The organism is Rhodococcus sp. BP-349, from assembly GCF_019835845.1.
Classification (GTDB): Bacteria; Actinomycetota; Actinomycetes; order Mycobacteriales; family Mycobacteriaceae; genus Rhodococcoides.
On record NZ_JABUDR010000001.1, the window covers coordinates 63,852 to 79,139 of the forward strand.

Genomic DNA, 15,288 nt, shown 5'->3' on the forward strand with positions numbered 1-15,288 from the left:
GGAAGCGTGGCAGAGCGGCCCAATGCACTCGCCTTGAAAGCGAGAGACGTGTGAAAGCGTCCGGGGGTTCAAATCCCTCCGCTTCCGCCAGCGCGATGTGAGCGACGACGAACGCCCCCTCTGTCCGGAGGGGGCGTTCGTGTCTGTCGGCGCCGCGCTACTTCAGCTTCGCTGCAGCCAGTCCGCGGGCCACGATGGCGGCCTGCAGGTAGCGCAGTCCCGAGGGCACGCTCGGGTCGATACCGGTGAGCTGACCGATGCGCTTGAGGCGGTAGTCGACGGTGTTGGCGTGCACGAACAGGTGCCGCGCGGTGCGCTGGCGGTTGAGCTCGTGGCCGATGTACGACGTCAGCGTGTCGAGCAGCTCGGGGGCGTCGTCGAGGGGCTTCAGGGCGCGGAGCAGCTGTTCGCGACCGCGGCCCGGACGGGTGAGCTGATATTCGAGCACCAGGTCCTCGGTGCGGTACATCCCCGCCGGTCGGCCGAGTTGCCGTGTGAGCGAGAGCAGTTCGTAGACGTGCTCGGCGGCGCCCGGAATGTCCTCGCGCTCGGCGGACGTCATGGTGGCGGTGATCGGGATCTCGCCGGCCCGGGACAGGCGCTCGATGAGGGTGTCCACCCACTCGCGCTCGCGCGGTGCGGGCAGGAGCACGGTGCCGCCGTCGGTGCTGAGCAGTGCCAGCGGCGACTTGCCGCACATGGTTGCCAACTCCGCCTGGATACGGCGGAGCTTGCGCCGTGCGGACACGGTGCGGTCGACGACCGGATTCGCCTCGTCGGGGTGCTGCGGGAAGTGCAGCGCCAGGACGAGGTACTCGTCGGCGAGGTCGATGCCGCACTGCTGCGCGGTGGACAGCGCGTTCTGACCGCCGCTGAGCAACGTGGTCACGAGTGTGTGCGTGGCGGTGTGGTGCTCGGACGCGACGGAGCGGTACTCCTCCACGTACGCCATGGACACCTCGGTGGTGACGGCCTCGAGGAGGCTCACCAGGACGAGGGAGTTGTCGGTGACGTTCTCGATGTTCTGGGCCTTGGCATCACGGTTGACGAGAGTGAGTCCGAAGCGGAACCCGTCGTGGTAGGCGCGCAGGATCGACCGCAGCGGCACCCCTTCGCGTGCCCAGCGAGCGGCCGCGTCGTGAACGTTCGCGAGGTCCTTGTCCGACGGCGTCTTGCCCGACTCGAGCATGCGGACGGCGAGACCCAGGCACTTGACCGTGACCTCGGTGACGTCGCCGTGCAGGAGCTCGCCGGGGAGCGTCCCGCACGGGGTGTTCGCCTGGAAGTGATCGACCAGATGACGCGCCACCCCTCGCAGATCGCTCATCGCCAGAGAATTGGAACGTGTGCCGGCGATCAGGCCCGCTTCCATGTGTCCGGGAAGCGGCTTCGGAGCTGTCTTCGGTGTGGTCATCGATCCCCCCATGACTGTGTAGTTCATGTCAGTCGTGCATGTTCTCGGGGTACCGTAACAATCATTAACGGGTTCCGAGATTGTTTCGAGATACCTATTCGAGAGCCACGGTATGCGCTGAGGCCAACGGCGGTGTGTGTTCCGGTTGTCAGTCCAACCGCCGTGACCTGCGACGACATGCCTCCGTGACGGCCGTTGAGGCAAAAGAAGTCGCATTTTCACCTACTTCTGTCTTGCTTTCACACAACTGTCCAGGTGCCACTTAGTGAAATGTCACACGGCGGTCACCTGCCTGGAAGTCCGGTTCACCGGACGATCACCGTCACGCGGTACGCTTCCGGCATGGTTCACGGTCTTGCTGTCCTCGTCGTCGGTTCTTGTGACCGCAGACAGGGCGACGAGCAGTCCTTTGGACTTGAATGCGCCATTTCTACCGGCTAGTAAGTTGGTGGATGTACCTCGGGCTCGCGGCACGCTCCGCGCGCCTCTGTCCGGTCGGCAGTCACCAGTGGCTCCGGCCGAGCCATACCGGACGAAAGGTCTGTCGATGCGACGTCCCGCTCTGCTCGCCGCGGGGTGCCTCGCTGCGCTGACGCTTCTCGGCTCCGCGCCGGTGGCGGGTGCACAGCCGGCCGCCCCGACGCCGGCCGTGGACGCATCGTCACCTACTCGGGTGGTCTCGGTGACCATGGCGACCGATCGCCGGGCCGTCATGTCGGTGTTCTCCTCCTCGATGAACCGCGAGATCCAGGTCCAGGTGCTGCTGCCCGCCGATCGATCGGTACCGCGTCCGTCGCTGTACATGCTCGACGGGGTCAGCGCCGGCGAGGAGTCCGGCTACACCGAGAGCACCTGGACCCAGAAGACGGACGCGGTGTCCTTCTTCTCGGACAAGGCCGCCAACATCGTCCTTCCCGTCGGCGGCCGCGGTGCCTACTACGCCGACTGGGCTCAGCCCGATCCGGTGCTCGGCGTCAACAAGTGGGAGACGTTCCTGACCTCGGAGCTGCCCCCGCTGATCGACGCCCGCTTCGACGGCAACGGCGTCAATGCGCTGATGGGGCTGTCGATGGGTGCGCAGGGCGCGATGAACCTGCTGACCAAGCATCCCGATCTCTACACGGGCATCGCCGGATTCAGCGGCTGCTACGACAACCGCTCCAACGAGACCAAGAACGCCGTACGAGCCACCGTCGGGTCCACCGGGGGCGACGCGACCAACATGTGGGGCGCGAACACGGATCCGCTGTGGGCGGAGAACGATCCCAGCACCCGCGTCGAGACACTGCGCGGCAAGCAGGTCTACCTGTCGACGGGTAACGGGTTCCCCGGACCGTACGAGGCGGGCGGCGGTTTCGGTGAGGCGATCATCGACGCGCTCACCGTCGGCGGTCCCCTCGAGGCGGCCGCGAACATCTGCACCACCGGCTTCGCCGACACGCTCCGCGCGGCGGGCGTCCCGGCGACCATCGTGTTCAAGCCGTACGGCACGCACTCCTGGCGCTACTGGCAGGACGAGATGCACAACTCCTGGCCCGTCGTCGCCAGGGCGCTCGGCCTGTAGCTGTCAGGGGCGTACGCAGTCTCCGGCGACCGCACACCCTTTCCTGCCGGCTGCTGAGGGTGTTCACTCACCGCCAGGGGTGTGCACACACTCCCTGGTGCGCCGCCGCGAACGTCTCGCGGCGCGGGCCCGAGCCGGGCGCGTCGACCCACCCGGCCGCCGGGGGTGTGCACACCCTCTGTGTCAACCAGACACCCCTTCCTGCCGGCTGCTGAGGGTGTTCACTCACCGCCAGGGGTGTGCACACACTCCTCAGTGCGCCGCCGCGAACGTCTCGGTGGCCGACGCGGCGAACGCGAGGAACGCGTCGTTCTCGTGCGGGTCGCCCACCGTCACGCGCACTCCGTCGTCTCCGTAGGCGCGGACGATGACACCGGCCTCGGTGGACGCTGCGGAGAAGTCGCCCGACTCCGCGCCCAGCGGGATCCAGACGAAGTTCGCCGACGACTCGGGTACGTGGAATCCCATGCCGCGCAACGAGTCCCGTAACCGCGACCGCTCGGCCGTCACGGTGGCCGTGCGTGCCAGCAGTTCGTCCGAGGCCGCGAGCGACGCGACGGCGCCACTCTGCGCGACACTGCTCACGCTGAACGCGGTGTGCACCTTCTTCATCGACGTGATGATCGACGGTGCTCCGACGGCGTACCCCACCCGCAGTCCGGCGAGGCCGTAGGCCTTCGAGAACGTCCGCAGCACCACGACGTTGGGCCGGGTTCGTCCGATCTCCACGCCGTCGATCGCGCGGTCGGTGTACTCGAAGTAGGCCTCGTCCAGCACCACGACGATGTGGTCGGGGATCGCGTCGAGGAACCGTTCGAGGTCGGCGGGGTCCACCACGGTGCCCGTCGGGTTGTTCGGGTTGCACACGAACATGAGACGGGTCCTGTCCGTCACTGCTGCGGCCATCGCGTCGAGGTCGTGCACGTCGTCGTGAGTGAGCGGCACACGCACGGCGGTGGCGCCGGCGACGAGCGTGACGATGGGGTAGGCCTCGAACGAGCGCCACCCGAAGACGACCTCGTCCCCGGCGTTGCAGGTGACCTGGACCAGCTCCTGGCACAGCGCGACCGATCCGCAGCCGACGGCGACGGTGGTGGCCGGGACGTCGAGGAAGTCCGCGAGCGCCTCGACCAGGACTGTCGACTGGTTGTCGGGATAGCGGTTCACTCCGGCCGCCGCGTCGGCGATGGCCTCGCGAACGCTGGGCAGCGGGCCGGCCGTGGTCTCGTTGCTGGCGAGTTTGATCGCGCCCGGGAACGAGCGACCGGGCAGGTAACCGGGGATGGCATCGAGGTCGGGGCGCGTGCGTGGGGTCACGATCACCGATTATGCGCGGCGGTCGGACACAGTGTGGTCGCGGCTCTCGCTCGACCCTCGCTTTCGCCATTGTGTGCCATTACCGTGGAGCCATGTCGGGTCTCATCGAGGACACTGCGCCCATCCGCCCCCGCGACGAGGGTGCGGACACCGCCACGCTCGACCGCGTGCCGCTCACCGCGTTCGAGCCGGACAGCAGGGCTCGCGGCGGCATCGTCGTGTTGCACGAGGCGCGTGAGCTCCCGCAGGCACTGCTCGAGTTCATGCGCTCCCTGGCCGCCGACGGCTGGCTGGTCGCAGCGCCGCACCTGTTCCACCGGGCAGCAGGGGACGACGAGGTATTCGGCACGCCGTTGTTCGAGGACTTCGACGCCACCGTCGACTGGATGCAGAGCCGGGGCGTTCCGACCGACTGCATCGGCGTCATCGGATTCGACGACGCCGGAACCGCAGCCGCCCTGGTGGCCACCGATCGAGCCATCGGTGCGGCGGTGAGTGTCGCGGCTCCCGGCATCGTCGAGGCGCTGACCACGGATGCGCTCGCTCTCGTCGACGCGGCGGCATCCCTCAAGGCGCCCTGGCTCGGTCTCTACGGACGCGACGACGTCCGCACTCCCGTGGAGCACGTGGAGCAGTTGCAGGAGGCCGTGTCGAAGGCGTCCGTCGCCACGCTCGTCGTCAGTTACGCCGGCGTCGAGCATCGTGCGGACGAGGAATCCGCCGTGTCGGAGGAGTCGGCCGGCGAGGAGGCGATCGTCGACGCCCAGCGTCGCATCTTCGACTGGTTCGACAGTCATCTCCGATAAGACCGCCCCACCAGCCGTTTTGCGTCTACTCCGGGGCGTGTGTAATCTTCCTTCTCGGCGGTTCGCAAGGACCGGTGCCCTCGAAAGAGGTCCAGGAGGCGTGCCAGAGCGGCCGAATGGGAGTCACTGCTAATGACTTGACCCTTCACCGGGTCCGGAGGTTCAAATCCTCTCGCCTCCGCCACTTTCGACTTCGGTCGGAGGACAACTGAACAGCACCACAGCATGCGCCCGTAGCTCAACGGATAGAGCACCTGACTACGGATCAGGAGGTTAGGGGTTCGAATCCCTTCGGGCGCACCACAGAGAGCCGGTACCAGGATCATCCTGGTGCCGGCTTTCTGCATGTACGGGTCCGGCACCTCTGTGTACTATGTGATGAAACATAGAACCGGGTTCCGGCCCGCCACAGGGGGAGTGTGTCGTGACCGAGTTCCAGACCATCACTGTCGAATCGCGTGGGCACGTCCTGCACATCGGGCTGAACAGGCCGTCGAAGCGGAACTCCTTCACCACCGACATGATCCGCGAGCTGTCCACGGCGTACGGAATGCTGGAGGCGGACGACGACCTCCGTGCCGGACTCCTCTTCGCTCACGGTGAGCACTTCACCGCCGGTCTCGATCTCGTGGACGTCGCCCAGCATCTGACGGGCGATCGTCTGCCGTTCGCTGAGGGTGGGCGGGATCCGTGGCGCCTCGACGGAACGTGGACCACTCCGGTGGTGGCGGCGGTGCACGGATGGTGCATGACGCTCGGCATCGAACTGCTGCTGGCGTCCGACATCCGGGTCGCCGCAGCCGGAACGCGTTTCTCTCAGATGGAAGTTCAGCGCGGTATCTACCCGTTCGGCGGGGCGACCCTGCGGTTTCCTCGCGAGACCGGCTGGGGGAACGCCATGCGGTGGATGCTCACCGGAGACGAGTTCGATGCCGAGGAGGCTCGTCGCATCGGGCTCGTGCAGGAGGTCTGTGCGAATCCCGCCGCGGCGATCGAGCGCGCGATCGAGCTCGCACACCGCATCGCGGAGTCCGCTGCGCCGCTCGGTGTGCGGGCCACGCTGGAGTCCGCTCATCGCAGCCTGATCGAGGGGGACGCCGCCGCGGCGGCGCAGCTGCTCCCCGGCATCCGGGCACTGTTCTCGACGGCCGACGCGGCCGAGGGGATGCTGTCGTTCGTCGAGAGACGGCAGGCCACCTTCACCGGCAGGTGATACTCATCAGATTCACACCACGAACGGAGCATCGGTGACGACGTCGGACGAACGAAGACTCATGGCCCTCGCGGCAGTGGCGGGTGTCGCGCAGAACGCGATCGCCCTGCCCTACGTCCGGAAGCACGGGACACGATCCGCCGCCGACTTCTTCGTCGGGAAGATCTGGTCCACCGTGCCCGGACGGTTCGCGATGGTGGATCTCATCCTCGTGGTGATCGCCTTCCACGTCTGGGCGTTGCCCGAGGCGCGGCGACTCGGCATCGTCCGGTGGTGGCTGGTCACGGTGCTCCTCACGTTCGGTGTGGGTATCGGCTCGGCGATCCCGTTCTTCCTCGCCGTGCGCGCGCGGACGGTCCGACTCGCGGGCTGAGAATCACCGGCGGCCCCGCTCCGGGGCGCTCATGTCCCCGGTGCCGGGTGTGCCGTCCGCCAGCGCGTACTGCAGGAACACGGTGCCGCCCGGGCTCGCCTGCGGTGGGGCAACGAGGGCGAGGCTCGTCGGCAGGGCGCCGGTGTCGAACACCGTCTTACCGACACCCAGCACGATGGGGTGCAGCCACAGGTCGAGGCGGTCGAACAACCGCTCCCGCACCAGTGTCTGCACCAGATCGAGACTCCCCACGACCTTGATGTCCTGATGCCGCTCTCGGATCTCGCGCACAGCGGTCGGTAGATCCGGGCCCAGTACCGAGGATCCGGCCCAGTCGAGCGTGCGCGGATCGCGCGAGGCGACGTACTTGGGAATCCCGTTGAAGAGACTCGCGATGCCGTCGTCCGGTCCGCCCTGCTGATGCGGCCAGTACGACGCGAAGATGTCGTACGTCCGTCGCCCGAGCAGGAGCGCATCGGTGCCGCGGTAGGCCGCATCGATCTGCGCGCCGGTGACGTCGTCGATCAGCGGCGCCTGCCAGCCGCCGAACGGGAACCCGTCCGGGTCCTCGTCGGGTCCGCCGGGAGCTTGCCCGACGAGGTCGAGCGTCGCGAACATCTCGATGGTGATCGTTCCCATGGCGTCACTCCTCGGTTGCGTGTGACGAGATGGACCACCGAGCGGTGCGGAAGTCATCGCGGAGGGCTGTCGAGGTTCACACGCTCCTCGCCGCCAGGCCACCGTCGACGGGGAGGCAGACCCCGTTGATGTAGGCCGCGTCGTCCGAGGCGAGAAAGACAGCCGCATTGGCCACGTCCTGTGGCGTGCCCATCCGTCCGGTCGGACTCGCGGCATGGCGGGCGGCCAGTGCGGTCTCGCGAGACGCGTCGTCCACCAGGGTGTGCGAGACCAGGGGTGTGTCGATCAGCCCCGGCAGGATCGCGTTGACCCGGACACCGAACGCGGCGTACTCCAGCGCCAATGCCACGGTCAGCTGATTCACTCCGGCCTTCCCGGCAGCGTAGGCGGGATAGGAGTACCCGGTGTACCGGATGCTCGCCAGCGAGGAGACGTTCACAATCGCGCCGCCCCCCTCCGAGAGCATCCACGGAATCGTGTACTTGCAGGTGAGGAACACCCCCGTGAGATTCAGCGACAGCGCGGCGTTCCATCGGTCGATGCTCAGGTCGGTGACCTGCCCGGTGGTCACCGACCCGACGTTGTTGTGCAGGATCGTGGGCGGCCCGACGGCGTGTGCGGCGGCGTCGACAGCGTCGCGAACGCCGTCCTCGTCCGTGATGTCCGCCGCGATCGCCATCGCTCGTCCTCCGTCGCTCACGATCTCCTTCGTCGTCAGCTCGGCCTCGGCGCGGTCCCGGTCGATCGCCACCACCGTCGCCCCGGCCCTGGCATAGGCGAGTGCGGCGGCGCGGCCGTTGCTCATGGCTGTACCGCTGGACCCAGCGCCGAACACGAGCACCACACGGCCGGACAGTGACGGTGGCATGGCGGCTCCGGATTCCGAGAACGAACGTGACCTCTCGATGGTCGTCGAGTGGTAGGCCCTCGAACCAGCGCGCCGCGTCGAGCGTCGGCGTGAAACTTCCACCATCTGTAGGAAGAACTGCGAGGCTGACATCCATGACGGGCACCCCGAGCGTCGATGCTCGCCTCCTGAAGCTGATCGACGCTCTCGCCGAACATCTCGGCCGGTCGGTCGTGGTCGACGACCCGGCAGTCCGCTTGATCTGTGCGAGTAGGCATTTCGGTGACGAGGATGCCGTGCGCGTCCGCGCGGTGTTGCAACGCGACGCCGGTGCCGACGTCGGCCGCTACGTTCTGTCGCGTGGCGCGGGGCGGTGGCATGGGGCGCACGTCCTCGAGGCGAGCCCGGACCTGGGCCTGACCGCGCGGCTGTGTGTGCCGCTGCACGGACCGGGGTGGTTGCTCGGTTTCCTCATGGTCATCGATGCCGACGGTTCCCTCACTCCGGGGGAGATCCGGCACATCGAGAAGGTGAGCCGGGACGTCGAATCCGTGATGCATGCGGGCTCCATCGCATCCGGCGAGGACTCCGTCGAGCGGACGGCAGCGTTGCGCGATCTCCTCGGCAGACACGAGGCCGCTCGGCGCGCCGCCGAGGCGTGGTTCGTGAGAAACGGGGGCGCGGGGGCGGCGTGCGTCACCGTGGTGTCGTTCACCGTCACCGCGCTGGGCACACCGGATGCCTCGGTCGCGACGGCGCTGCAGGTGGCCGTCGACATGGCGGCACGGACACGTGGCACCACGGCGCAGCACCTGGTGGACGACGACCGCGCGCTCCTTCTGCTCACGTCGGAGGTGGTTCCGACTCGTGCGGGAATCCTCGAGCACGTCCGCCGGGTGGCGGAGGGCCTCGATCGGGTGCTGGGGGCCGGCTCCTATCGCTGCGCCGTCGGTGTCGGCACCTCGACCGAGGGGCGCACCGGCGCGTGGCGTGCTCGCCACCGCGCGGACATCGCGTCACGAGCCCCGTCCGGCGACATCGTCTTCTGGGACGACCTCGGAGTGGACGCGGTGCTGCTCGAGCTCCCCGCCGAGGTGATGGTCCCGGAATCCGTCCCGTTACCGCTGCGCCGCCTCATGGACATGGACCCGTCGGGACGGTTGACGTCGACGCTGCGGTCGTTCCTCGACCACGGTGGCTCCGTCGCGAGGACGGCTGCCGAACTCCACATGCATCGGACGTCGCTCTACTACCGGTTGGACCGTATACGGGAGATCACGTCGCTCGATCTCGACTCGGGACGGGATCGGCTGCAGCTTCATCTGGGACTACACCTGCATGACCTGACCTCGCAGTTCCGACAGAACGAGGATCCCGCGACCGCGCATCCCGACGGGCGTAGGTGGTGATACAGGTCACTCCGGCGCGACACTCGCACCGTCGGTGTCTTCGCCGGCACGGACCCGAGGAGCCGGAACGATGATGGTCACCACCAGCGACGGGTGTGCGCTCGACGTCAGAGACAGCGGTCCCGGATCGACCGGTGACACCCTCGTGCTGGTCCACGGATGGTCGCAGTCGCGGGCGATGTTCGACCGCGTCATTCCCTTGCTCACTCCCACTCATCGGGTGGTGTCTTTCGACCTCCGTGGTCACGGACTGTCGGGCAAGCCGGCGACGGGCGCGCGCGTCGCGCGGCTGGCAGCCGATCTGCACGAGGTTCTCGACGCCCGCGCGGTGGATCGAGCGTGCCTGGTCGGACACTCGTTAGGGGCCTCGGTCGCGTGGAGCTACCTGGACACTCACGGATCGTCCCGCGTCGACTCCCTCGTCGTCGTGGACCAGCCGAGCGCCTGCGCCGTCCTGCCGTGGATGACGGCCGAGGACGGCAGGGATGCGGGTGCGATCCTGGACGTCGCCGGTGCCGACGCTTTCGTGGCATCGCTGACCTCTCCCGAGAGCGACGCCATCCGCCACGCGTTCCTGGTGTCGATGCTCTCCCCCGACATCGGAGCCGACGATATGGAGTGGCTCTACCGGGAGAACCTTCGGATGCCGGCCGCGTGGGGTGCGCGGCTCCTGTTCGATCACATCATGCAGGACTGGCGAGACGTGTTGCCGGGCATCGACGTTCCCACCCTCGTGATCGGCGGCGAGGTCAGCCACGTGTCGACCGCGTCTCAGGCCTGGACTGCCGACCGCATCCCCGGCGCCGAACTTCGCGTCTTCACCAGAGCTGAAGGGGGCAGCCACTTCCCGTTCTTCGAGAATGCGTCGTCCTTCGCTCCCGTGCTCCTCGACTTCCTCGCCGCACATCGCGTTCCGTCGGGTGCTCAGTGCACCCCCGCGGCCGTCTGACCGAGCACCTCGATCAACCCCTCGAGATCGGGCTCGTCGTCGGTGGGGTGGGCGACGACCGTCGTGATGCCGAGGTGCCCCAGGCGGGCGACCTCGTCCGCCACCTCCGCCGCGCCGCCGGTGACCGCGAGCCCGCTCGCATCGGACTTGCCCCAGCGCGCGACCTCGTCGCGAATGCGGTCGTCCGCGCCGGCGCCCACCGCCACCAGTCGAGGGGCGATGATGCGATGGTCGGCGGAGCGCCGCGCTGCGACCACCTCGGCACACGAGGCTGCCAGTTCGTCGTCCGACATCGCGGCCGCGAACAAGGTGCCGTCCGAGTGGGATGCCGCGTAGCGCAGCGTCTTCGGACCGGTACCGCCGAGAAAGAACGGTTCGTCGGGCGCCGGCCACTGCAGCTGCACGGCATCGAGGGAGACGTACCGGCCGTCGACGGTGACCTCCTCCCCGCGCAGCAGCGCCTGCAGAGCGGTCGAGTACTCGTCCAGCAATGTCATCGGAGACGCGACGCGGGCGCCAACCTGCCTCATCCAGTGCTGTACGCCGTGTCCGGCACCGGCGAGGAACCGGCCGGGGAACAGTCGATGCAGCGACGCGACCTCCATGGCGCACAGGGCGACGTTGCGCAGCGGCACGGGCATGAGTCCCAGGCCGACCTGGATGCGCTCGGTGCTCGCCAGCACTGTGGCCGCGGTCGTCAGCCCACCGTGGCTGAAACAGTCCTCCCACAGCCAGAACTCGTGGAGTCCCGCCTCTTCCGCGGCGCGTGCGGCCGTGATCAGCCGGGCAGGGTCGTGGGCGGGGGTGAACACGATGCCGAGTCTCGTCACGAGTCAGTCGTAGCAGATCGAGCGCCCGCCGGGGGCGCGTCGCGTCGTTCTGGGCGGAGACGTGCCGCGACCGTGGCCATCGCCGTCACGAGATCGGGCGGGGAGACGTCCTCGAGGTCTGCGTCGAACCGTGCGAGGGACGCGGCCACGGCGACCCACGACCACGAGCCGACCGTCACGCGGCACCGCTCTGCGTCGACGTGTTCCAAGGACTCGTCCGACTCGGTGAGGAACGGCCGCAGCGCCTCGGCCGGCAGGCGGACGACCGCCTCGCCGACGCAGGGCCAGGTACCCGTCTCCGATCCGCGGAGTCGCGCCTGGAGCAGGCGACCGGCGGATCCGCCCGGGACGGGCCGCGGTGTGAAGCGTCGGCCGGTCGGTGGGCGCAGCACCATGCGATCGAGTCGGAAGATGCGCCAGTCGTCGCGCGCCAGATCCCATGCCACCAGGTACCACCGCGCCCGCGCGGTCACGACGCCGTAGGGCTCGACGTGTCGCGACGAGGACTCGGAGGACGGGGATGTGTATGCGAACCGCAGTGCCTCGGTGCCGACCGCACCGGCGACCGCCAGCAGTGTTCGGCTGTCGACCATAGGCGCGGACTCGGGCGGAGGCGTCGTCGCCACGCGGTCGAGTCTGTGGCGCAACCTGCTCGGGAGCACCTGACGCACGGTGGCGAGAGCTCGGGCGGCAGGCTCGGCCACGTCCACGCCGAGTGACGTGGCACCGCCGAGGGCGACGGCGAGTGCCACCGCCTGGTCGTCGTCGAAGAGCAGAGGCGGAAGGTCGGCGCCCGCGTCCAGGCGATAGCCCCCGTCGGGCCCCTTCGCGGACGACACCGCGTACCCCAGCTCGCGGAGCCGGTCGACGTCCCTCCGGACGGTGCGCGGACTCACCTCGAGTCGCCGAGCCAGTTCCTCGCCCGGCCAGTCCCGTCGGTGCTGCAGCAACGACAGCAGCGTGAGCATGCGGGACGAGGGTGCGGGCATGCCGCCGATACTGCCCGAAGTAGCGGACAGAAACTGGCCGCTTCGACCGACACAGTGGGTCCGCAGGCGGTGATCACCGCCCGCGAGAGACCACCCATGAGGAGAACCCCATGACCGTGACCAGCACCCTGCATCTGAACTTCGACGGCGACGCGCGCGCCGCGCTCGAGTACTACCACTCGGTGTTCGGCGGCGATCTCGTCGTGGTCCCGTACGGCGACACGAGCCCAGATCAGGCCGACCAGGTGGTGTGGGGCCAGGTCTCCTCGCCGGACGGCTTCCACGTGATGGCCTACGACGTGCAGCACGACCTCGTGCGGGACGCGGGCCGCAACGCCTTCTACTTCTCGTTGCGCAGCACCGACACCGACGCGATCACCGGCTACTGGACGGCGCTCGCCGCGGGGTCGACCGTCGAGGTGGAACTCGGTCCGTCGGTGTTCTCCCCGCTGTACGGCAAACTCACCGACCGCTTCGGTGTCGTCTGGATCATCGACGTCATGGTGCCGTACGGCGGCTGAACCGTGCCCAGTTGTCGTGCAGCACAGCGCGGGACCAGTCGTCACCGAGTCCGAGGCCGACCACGCTCTCGACCGCGTGCGCGTACGAGTAGGGGATGTTGGGGAAGTCGCTGCCGAACACGATCTTGTCCTGCAGGTCGCGCAGGCGCGGCAACGCCGATCGCGGGTAGGGCGCGAGCTGTTCGGTGAAATCGGTGAACACCATCGTGGTGTCGAGCCCGACGTTGTCGAACGTCTCGGCCAGGGTGAGGAAGTCCTCGTACTCGGGCATGCCCATGTGCGCGATCAGCAGGGTGAGTGTCGGAAAGCGGCGCAGTAGTGCGCGGATCGGGTCCGGTCCGGTGTGGCGACCGGGTTCGGGTCCCGATCCGCAGTGGATGACGATGGGTACGGCGGCGTCGTCGAGAACCGCCCACACGTCGTCCAGGTACGGATCGTGGACGTCGATGTTCCCCACCTGCACATGGCATTTCATCACTCCGACCCCGTCCTCGACGGCGGCACGGACGTACCGAGCAGCGTCCGGTTCGGGGTGAAAGGTGGCGGTGCGTACACAGTCGGGTGTCCGGTCCGCGAACTCCGCGGCCCACCCGTTCAACCACTCCGCCATGCCGGGCTTGTGCGGGTACAGCAGGGACGTGAACGTCCCTACCCGGTACCTGCGCAGCAGGTCGGTGCGTTCGTCCTCGTCCACGCGGTACTCGATCGGCCACGCGGTACCGAGGCGGTCGTCCACGGAGTCGAAGTAGTTCCACACCTTGGCCAGAACGCTGTGCGGCATGAAATGCGTGTGCACGTCCACCAGTGACTCGAGGCGGAGGTCGTCGAGCACTCGGTGGACCCGGCGGATGTCGTCGTCACGGTTCTGCACGGGATCGATCCTCGCATCGCCGGCGCGCCCGCGACGGCACTCCGGACCCTTGACTTTGCGGACACTGCGTGTCTGTAATAAGACGATGACGGGATCACTGCAGGGACGAGTCATCGCCATCACCGGTGGCGCACGGGGAATCGGCCTCGCGACGGCGCGCGCGCTGGTCGCCGCCGGCGCCAGGGTGGCGATCGGAGACGTGGACGCGGACGCCCTCGCCGCCGGGGCCGAGTCCGCGCGGGTGCACCTGCACGGAGCACTGGACGTCACGGACCCGGCGTCCTTCGACGCCTTCCTCGACCGCGTCGAGCGTGAGCTGGGCCCGGTCGACGTCCTGGTCAACAACGCCGGAATCATGCCGGTCGGGGCGCTGACGGACGAGCCGGACGCGGTGGCACGCCGGATCATGGACGTGAACGTGCACGGAGTCATCATCGGCACCAAGTCGGCGCTGCACCGCATGGTGCCGAGACGGCGCGGACACGTCGTCTCCATCGCCTCGATGGCGGGCGAGACGGTGGCGCCAGGCCTGGCCACCTACTGCGCCAGCAAGTCTGCGGTCATCGCGTTCACCGAGGCGGCGAGGGTGGAGTACCGATCCTCCGGCGTCGAGTTCTCCCTGGTCCTGCCGTGGTTCGTCAACACCGAACTCACAGCGGGAACGAGAGACGTGCCCTTCATGAAGAAAGCCGAACCCGAGGACATCGCACAGGCGGTGGTCCGGCTCGTCGAGAAGCCGCGACCCAAGGTGCGCATCCCGGCCTCCGCCGGCGCGATCGTCGTCAGCCAGCGCTTCATGCCGCGCCGACTCGGTGAGTTCGTCAGTCGCCGTTTCGGATCCGAGCAGATCTTCCTCGGCGACGTGGACGCGGAACGGCGTCGCGCGTACGAGGACAGGGCGCGCGGGCAGTCGTCCGCTCCCGAGTCGACGCGCTAGCGGCGCACGCTCGCCAGCACCGCGTCGACCAGTCCGTCGATGTACGTGTCGTCCGCGGTGGCGGCGGACGGCGCCTCGGTCGCATCGTGTGCGAACAACACTCGGCTCAGAACGGCGCCCGTGAGCATCTCGAGCAGCAGTGTGGTCCGCACGTGTTCCGGTAACTCGCCGCGGGACACGGCGCGGCGGACGATGTCTCGGGTCGCGACGAATCTGCTCGTGCTGATGGTGGCGGTCAGCGCCTCGAGGAGATCGGGATACACGCGGGCGTCGAGGGCCACGCGTACGGCGATGAGCCCCGAGGAGTCTCGATAGCCCCGCAGGAGTTGACGAGCCAGCTCCGTGAGATCGCCTGTCAGGGTGCCGGTGTCGATGGGGTCGACGAGGGGGAGCACGGTCTCCAGGGCCCCGGTGAGGAGTGCCTCCTTGGTGGGCCACCGACGGTAGATCGCCGCGCGGCCCACGCCACCGCTCTTGGCGACGGCATCGATGGTGAATCCCGCCCACCCGGTGCGCCAGTACACGTCCACGACGGCGTCGTACACCCGCGATTCCATGGCGGGGTCGCGTGGCCGCCCCCGTCGCGCCGTGCCGTCGGTCGACTCCATG

At 68.4% G+C, this 15,288-nt stretch carries 16 protein-coding genes and 3 tRNA genes; 11 read left to right on the top strand and 8 right to left on the bottom strand.

What is annotated here, in order from left to right; translation table 11 throughout:
* A tRNA-Ser gene (locus tag HQ325_RS00240) sits at positions 1 to 90 on the top strand.
* A gap of 67 nt (positions 91 to 157) precedes the next feature.
* On the opposite strand, the gene HQ325_RS00245 is transcribed toward HQ325_RS00240, so the two are convergent.
* Positions 158 to 1,414 carry a CdaR family transcriptional regulator gene (locus HQ325_RS00245; protein WP_261779499.1) on the bottom strand — a complete coding sequence of 419 codons (1,257 nt, stop codon included), beginning with the start codon at positions 1,412 to 1,414 and terminating at the stop codon, positions 158 to 160.
* 547 nt (positions 1,415 to 1,961) lie between these two features.
* Here HQ325_RS00245 and HQ325_RS00250 point away from each other — a divergent pair.
* On the top strand, positions 1,962 to 2,978 hold the full coding sequence (locus HQ325_RS00250; RefSeq protein ID WP_222626234.1) for an alpha/beta hydrolase family protein: 1,017 nt from the start codon (positions 1,962 to 1,964) through the stop codon (positions 2,976 to 2,978).
* A 252-nt stretch (positions 2,979 to 3,230) separates the two neighbouring features.
* On the opposite strand, the gene hisC is transcribed toward HQ325_RS00250, so the two are convergent.
* Entirely contained in the window at positions 3,231 to 4,295 is a 1,065-nt protein-coding gene (gene hisC / locus HQ325_RS00255) for a histidinol-phosphate transaminase (protein WP_222626235.1), read from the bottom strand.
* A gap of 92 nt (positions 4,296 to 4,387) precedes the next feature.
* Here hisC and HQ325_RS00260 point away from each other — a divergent pair, with 92 nt between their 5' ends.
* From HQ325_RS00260 to HQ325_RS00280, 5 genes are all read left to right on the top strand, one after another.
* Positions 4,388 to 5,101: a dienelactone hydrolase family protein gene (locus tag HQ325_RS00260; RefSeq protein WP_222626236.1), complete on the top strand. Its 714-nt coding sequence runs from the start codon at positions 4,388 to 4,390 to the stop codon at positions 5,099 to 5,101.
* 94 nt (positions 5,102 to 5,195) lie between these two features.
* A tRNA-Ser gene (locus tag HQ325_RS00265) sits at positions 5,196 to 5,285 on the top strand.
* Positions 5,286 to 5,328: 43 nt separating this feature from the next.
* Positions 5,329 to 5,404 (top strand) — tRNA-Arg (locus HQ325_RS00270).
* A gap of 121 nt (positions 5,405 to 5,525) precedes the next feature.
* Positions 5,526 to 6,314 carry a crotonase/enoyl-CoA hydratase family protein gene (locus HQ325_RS00275; RefSeq protein ID WP_308014196.1) on the top strand — a complete coding sequence of 263 codons (789 nt, stop codon included), beginning with the start codon at positions 5,526 to 5,528 and terminating at the stop codon, positions 6,312 to 6,314.
* Between the two features lie 61 nt (positions 6,315 to 6,375).
* Positions 6,376 to 6,687 carry a DUF2834 domain-containing protein gene (locus HQ325_RS00280; protein WP_051613569.1) on the top strand — a complete coding sequence of 104 codons (312 nt, stop codon included), beginning with the start codon at positions 6,376 to 6,378 and terminating at the stop codon, positions 6,685 to 6,687.
* A 3-nt stretch (positions 6,688 to 6,690) separates the two neighbouring features.
* On the opposite strand, the gene HQ325_RS00285 is transcribed toward HQ325_RS00280, so the two are convergent.
* Together HQ325_RS00285 and HQ325_RS00290 are read right to left on the bottom strand one after the other, a co-directional pair.
* Complete coding sequence (locus tag HQ325_RS00285) at positions 6,691 to 7,326, bottom strand: dihydrofolate reductase family protein (RefSeq protein WP_056443168.1); 636 nt, start codon at positions 7,324 to 7,326, stop codon at positions 6,691 to 6,693.
* A 76-nt stretch (positions 7,327 to 7,402) separates the two neighbouring features.
* Complete coding sequence (locus tag HQ325_RS00290) at positions 7,403 to 8,194, bottom strand: SDR family NAD(P)-dependent oxidoreductase (protein WP_056443169.1); 792 nt, start codon at positions 8,192 to 8,194, stop codon at positions 7,403 to 7,405.
* Positions 8,195 to 8,328: 134 nt separating this feature from the next.
* Between HQ325_RS00290 and HQ325_RS00295 the strand changes: the two genes are divergently transcribed.
* Both HQ325_RS00295 and HQ325_RS00300 read left to right on the top strand, forming a co-directional pair.
* Positions 8,329 to 9,582 (top strand): CdaR family transcriptional regulator, encoded by a 1,254-nt coding sequence (locus HQ325_RS00295; protein ID WP_222626237.1) that lies wholly within the window; start codon positions 8,329 to 8,331, stop codon positions 9,580 to 9,582.
* 70 nt (positions 9,583 to 9,652) lie between these two features.
* Positions 9,653 to 10,531, top strand: coding sequence for an alpha/beta fold hydrolase (locus HQ325_RS00300; protein ID WP_222626238.1), 879 nt, complete (start codon positions 9,653 to 9,655; stop codon positions 10,529 to 10,531).
* Here the strand turns inward: HQ325_RS00300 and HQ325_RS00305 are convergent.
* Together HQ325_RS00305 and HQ325_RS00310 are read right to left on the bottom strand one after the other, a co-directional pair.
* Positions 10,507 to 11,361 carry an LLM class flavin-dependent oxidoreductase gene (locus tag HQ325_RS00305; protein WP_222626239.1) on the bottom strand — a complete coding sequence of 285 codons (855 nt, stop codon included), beginning with the start codon at positions 11,359 to 11,361 and terminating at the stop codon, positions 10,507 to 10,509. The two genes, HQ325_RS00300 and HQ325_RS00305, sit on opposite strands and share 25 nt — an antisense overlap.
* On the bottom strand, positions 11,358 to 12,350 hold the full coding sequence (locus HQ325_RS00310) for a YafY family protein (protein WP_222626240.1): 993 nt from the start codon (positions 12,348 to 12,350) through the stop codon (positions 11,358 to 11,360). The genes HQ325_RS00305 and HQ325_RS00310 overlap by 4 nt, the downstream gene beginning before the upstream one ends.
* Positions 12,351 to 12,460: 110 nt before the next feature.
* On the opposite strand from HQ325_RS00310, the gene HQ325_RS00315 reads away from it, so the two are divergent.
* Positions 12,461 to 12,871, top strand: coding sequence for a VOC family protein (locus HQ325_RS00315; RefSeq protein ID WP_222626241.1), 411 nt, complete (start codon positions 12,461 to 12,463; stop codon positions 12,869 to 12,871).
* On the opposite strand, the gene HQ325_RS00320 is transcribed toward HQ325_RS00315, so the two are convergent.
* Positions 12,849 to 13,742 (bottom strand): amidohydrolase family protein, encoded by an 894-nt coding sequence (locus tag HQ325_RS00320; protein ID WP_374107173.1) that lies wholly within the window; start codon positions 13,740 to 13,742, stop codon positions 12,849 to 12,851. The genes HQ325_RS00315 and HQ325_RS00320 overlap by 23 nt on opposite strands.
* Positions 13,743 to 13,827: 85 nt before the next feature.
* Here HQ325_RS00320 and HQ325_RS00325 point away from each other — a divergent pair, with 85 nt between their 5' ends.
* Complete coding sequence (locus HQ325_RS00325) at positions 13,828 to 14,679, top strand: SDR family oxidoreductase (protein ID WP_222626243.1); 852 nt, start codon at positions 13,828 to 13,830, stop codon at positions 14,677 to 14,679.
* Here HQ325_RS00325 and HQ325_RS00330 read toward each other — a convergent pair.
* Positions 14,676 to 15,287, bottom strand: coding sequence for a TetR/AcrR family transcriptional regulator (locus tag HQ325_RS00330; RefSeq protein WP_222626244.1), 612 nt, complete (start codon positions 15,285 to 15,287; stop codon positions 14,676 to 14,678). The genes HQ325_RS00325 and HQ325_RS00330 overlap by 4 nt on opposite strands.
* Position 15,288 lies beyond the last annotated feature (1 nt).

Bases quoted from the DNA above. Each gene is read 5' to 3' on its own strand.
- HQ325_RS00300 (WP_222626238.1), top strand. From the start codon at position 9,653: ATGATGGTCACCACCAGCGACGGGTGTGCGCTCGACGTCAGAGACAGC.
- HQ325_RS00315 (WP_222626241.1), top strand. From the start codon at position 12,461: ATGACCGTGACCAGCACCCTGCATCTGAACTTCGACGGCGACGCGCGC.
- HQ325_RS00295 (WP_222626237.1), top strand. From the start codon at position 8,329: ATGACGGGCACCCCGAGCGTCGATGCTCGCCTCCTGAAGCTGATCGAC.
- HQ325_RS00330 (WP_222626244.1), bottom strand. From the start codon at position 15,287: ATGGAGTCGACCGACGGCACGGCGCGACGGGGGCGGCCACGCGACCCC.
- HQ325_RS00250 (WP_222626234.1), top strand. From the start codon at position 1,962: ATGCGACGTCCCGCTCTGCTCGCCGCGGGGTGCCTCGCTGCGCTGACG.
- HQ325_RS00310 (WP_222626240.1), bottom strand. From the start codon at position 12,350: ATGCCCGCACCCTCGTCCCGCATGCTCACGCTGCTGTCGTTGCTGCAG.
- HQ325_RS00285 (WP_056443168.1), bottom strand. From the start codon at position 7,326: ATGGGAACGATCACCATCGAGATGTTCGCGACGCTCGACCTCGTCGGG.
- HQ325_RS00260 (WP_222626236.1), top strand. From the start codon at position 4,388: ATGTCGGGTCTCATCGAGGACACTGCGCCCATCCGCCCCCGCGACGAG.
- HQ325_RS00245 (WP_261779499.1), bottom strand. From the start codon at position 1,414: ATGACCACACCGAAGACAGCTCCGAAGCCGCTTCCCGGACACATGGAA.
- HQ325_RS00280 (WP_051613569.1), top strand. From the start codon at position 6,376: ATGGCCCTCGCGGCAGTGGCGGGTGTCGCGCAGAACGCGATCGCCCTG.
- HQ325_RS00290 (WP_056443169.1), bottom strand. From the start codon at position 8,194: ATGCCACCGTCACTGTCCGGCCGTGTGGTGCTCGTGTTCGGCGCTGGG.
- HQ325_RS00325 (WP_222626243.1), top strand. From the start codon at position 13,828: ATGACGGGATCACTGCAGGGACGAGTCATCGCCATCACCGGTGGCGCA.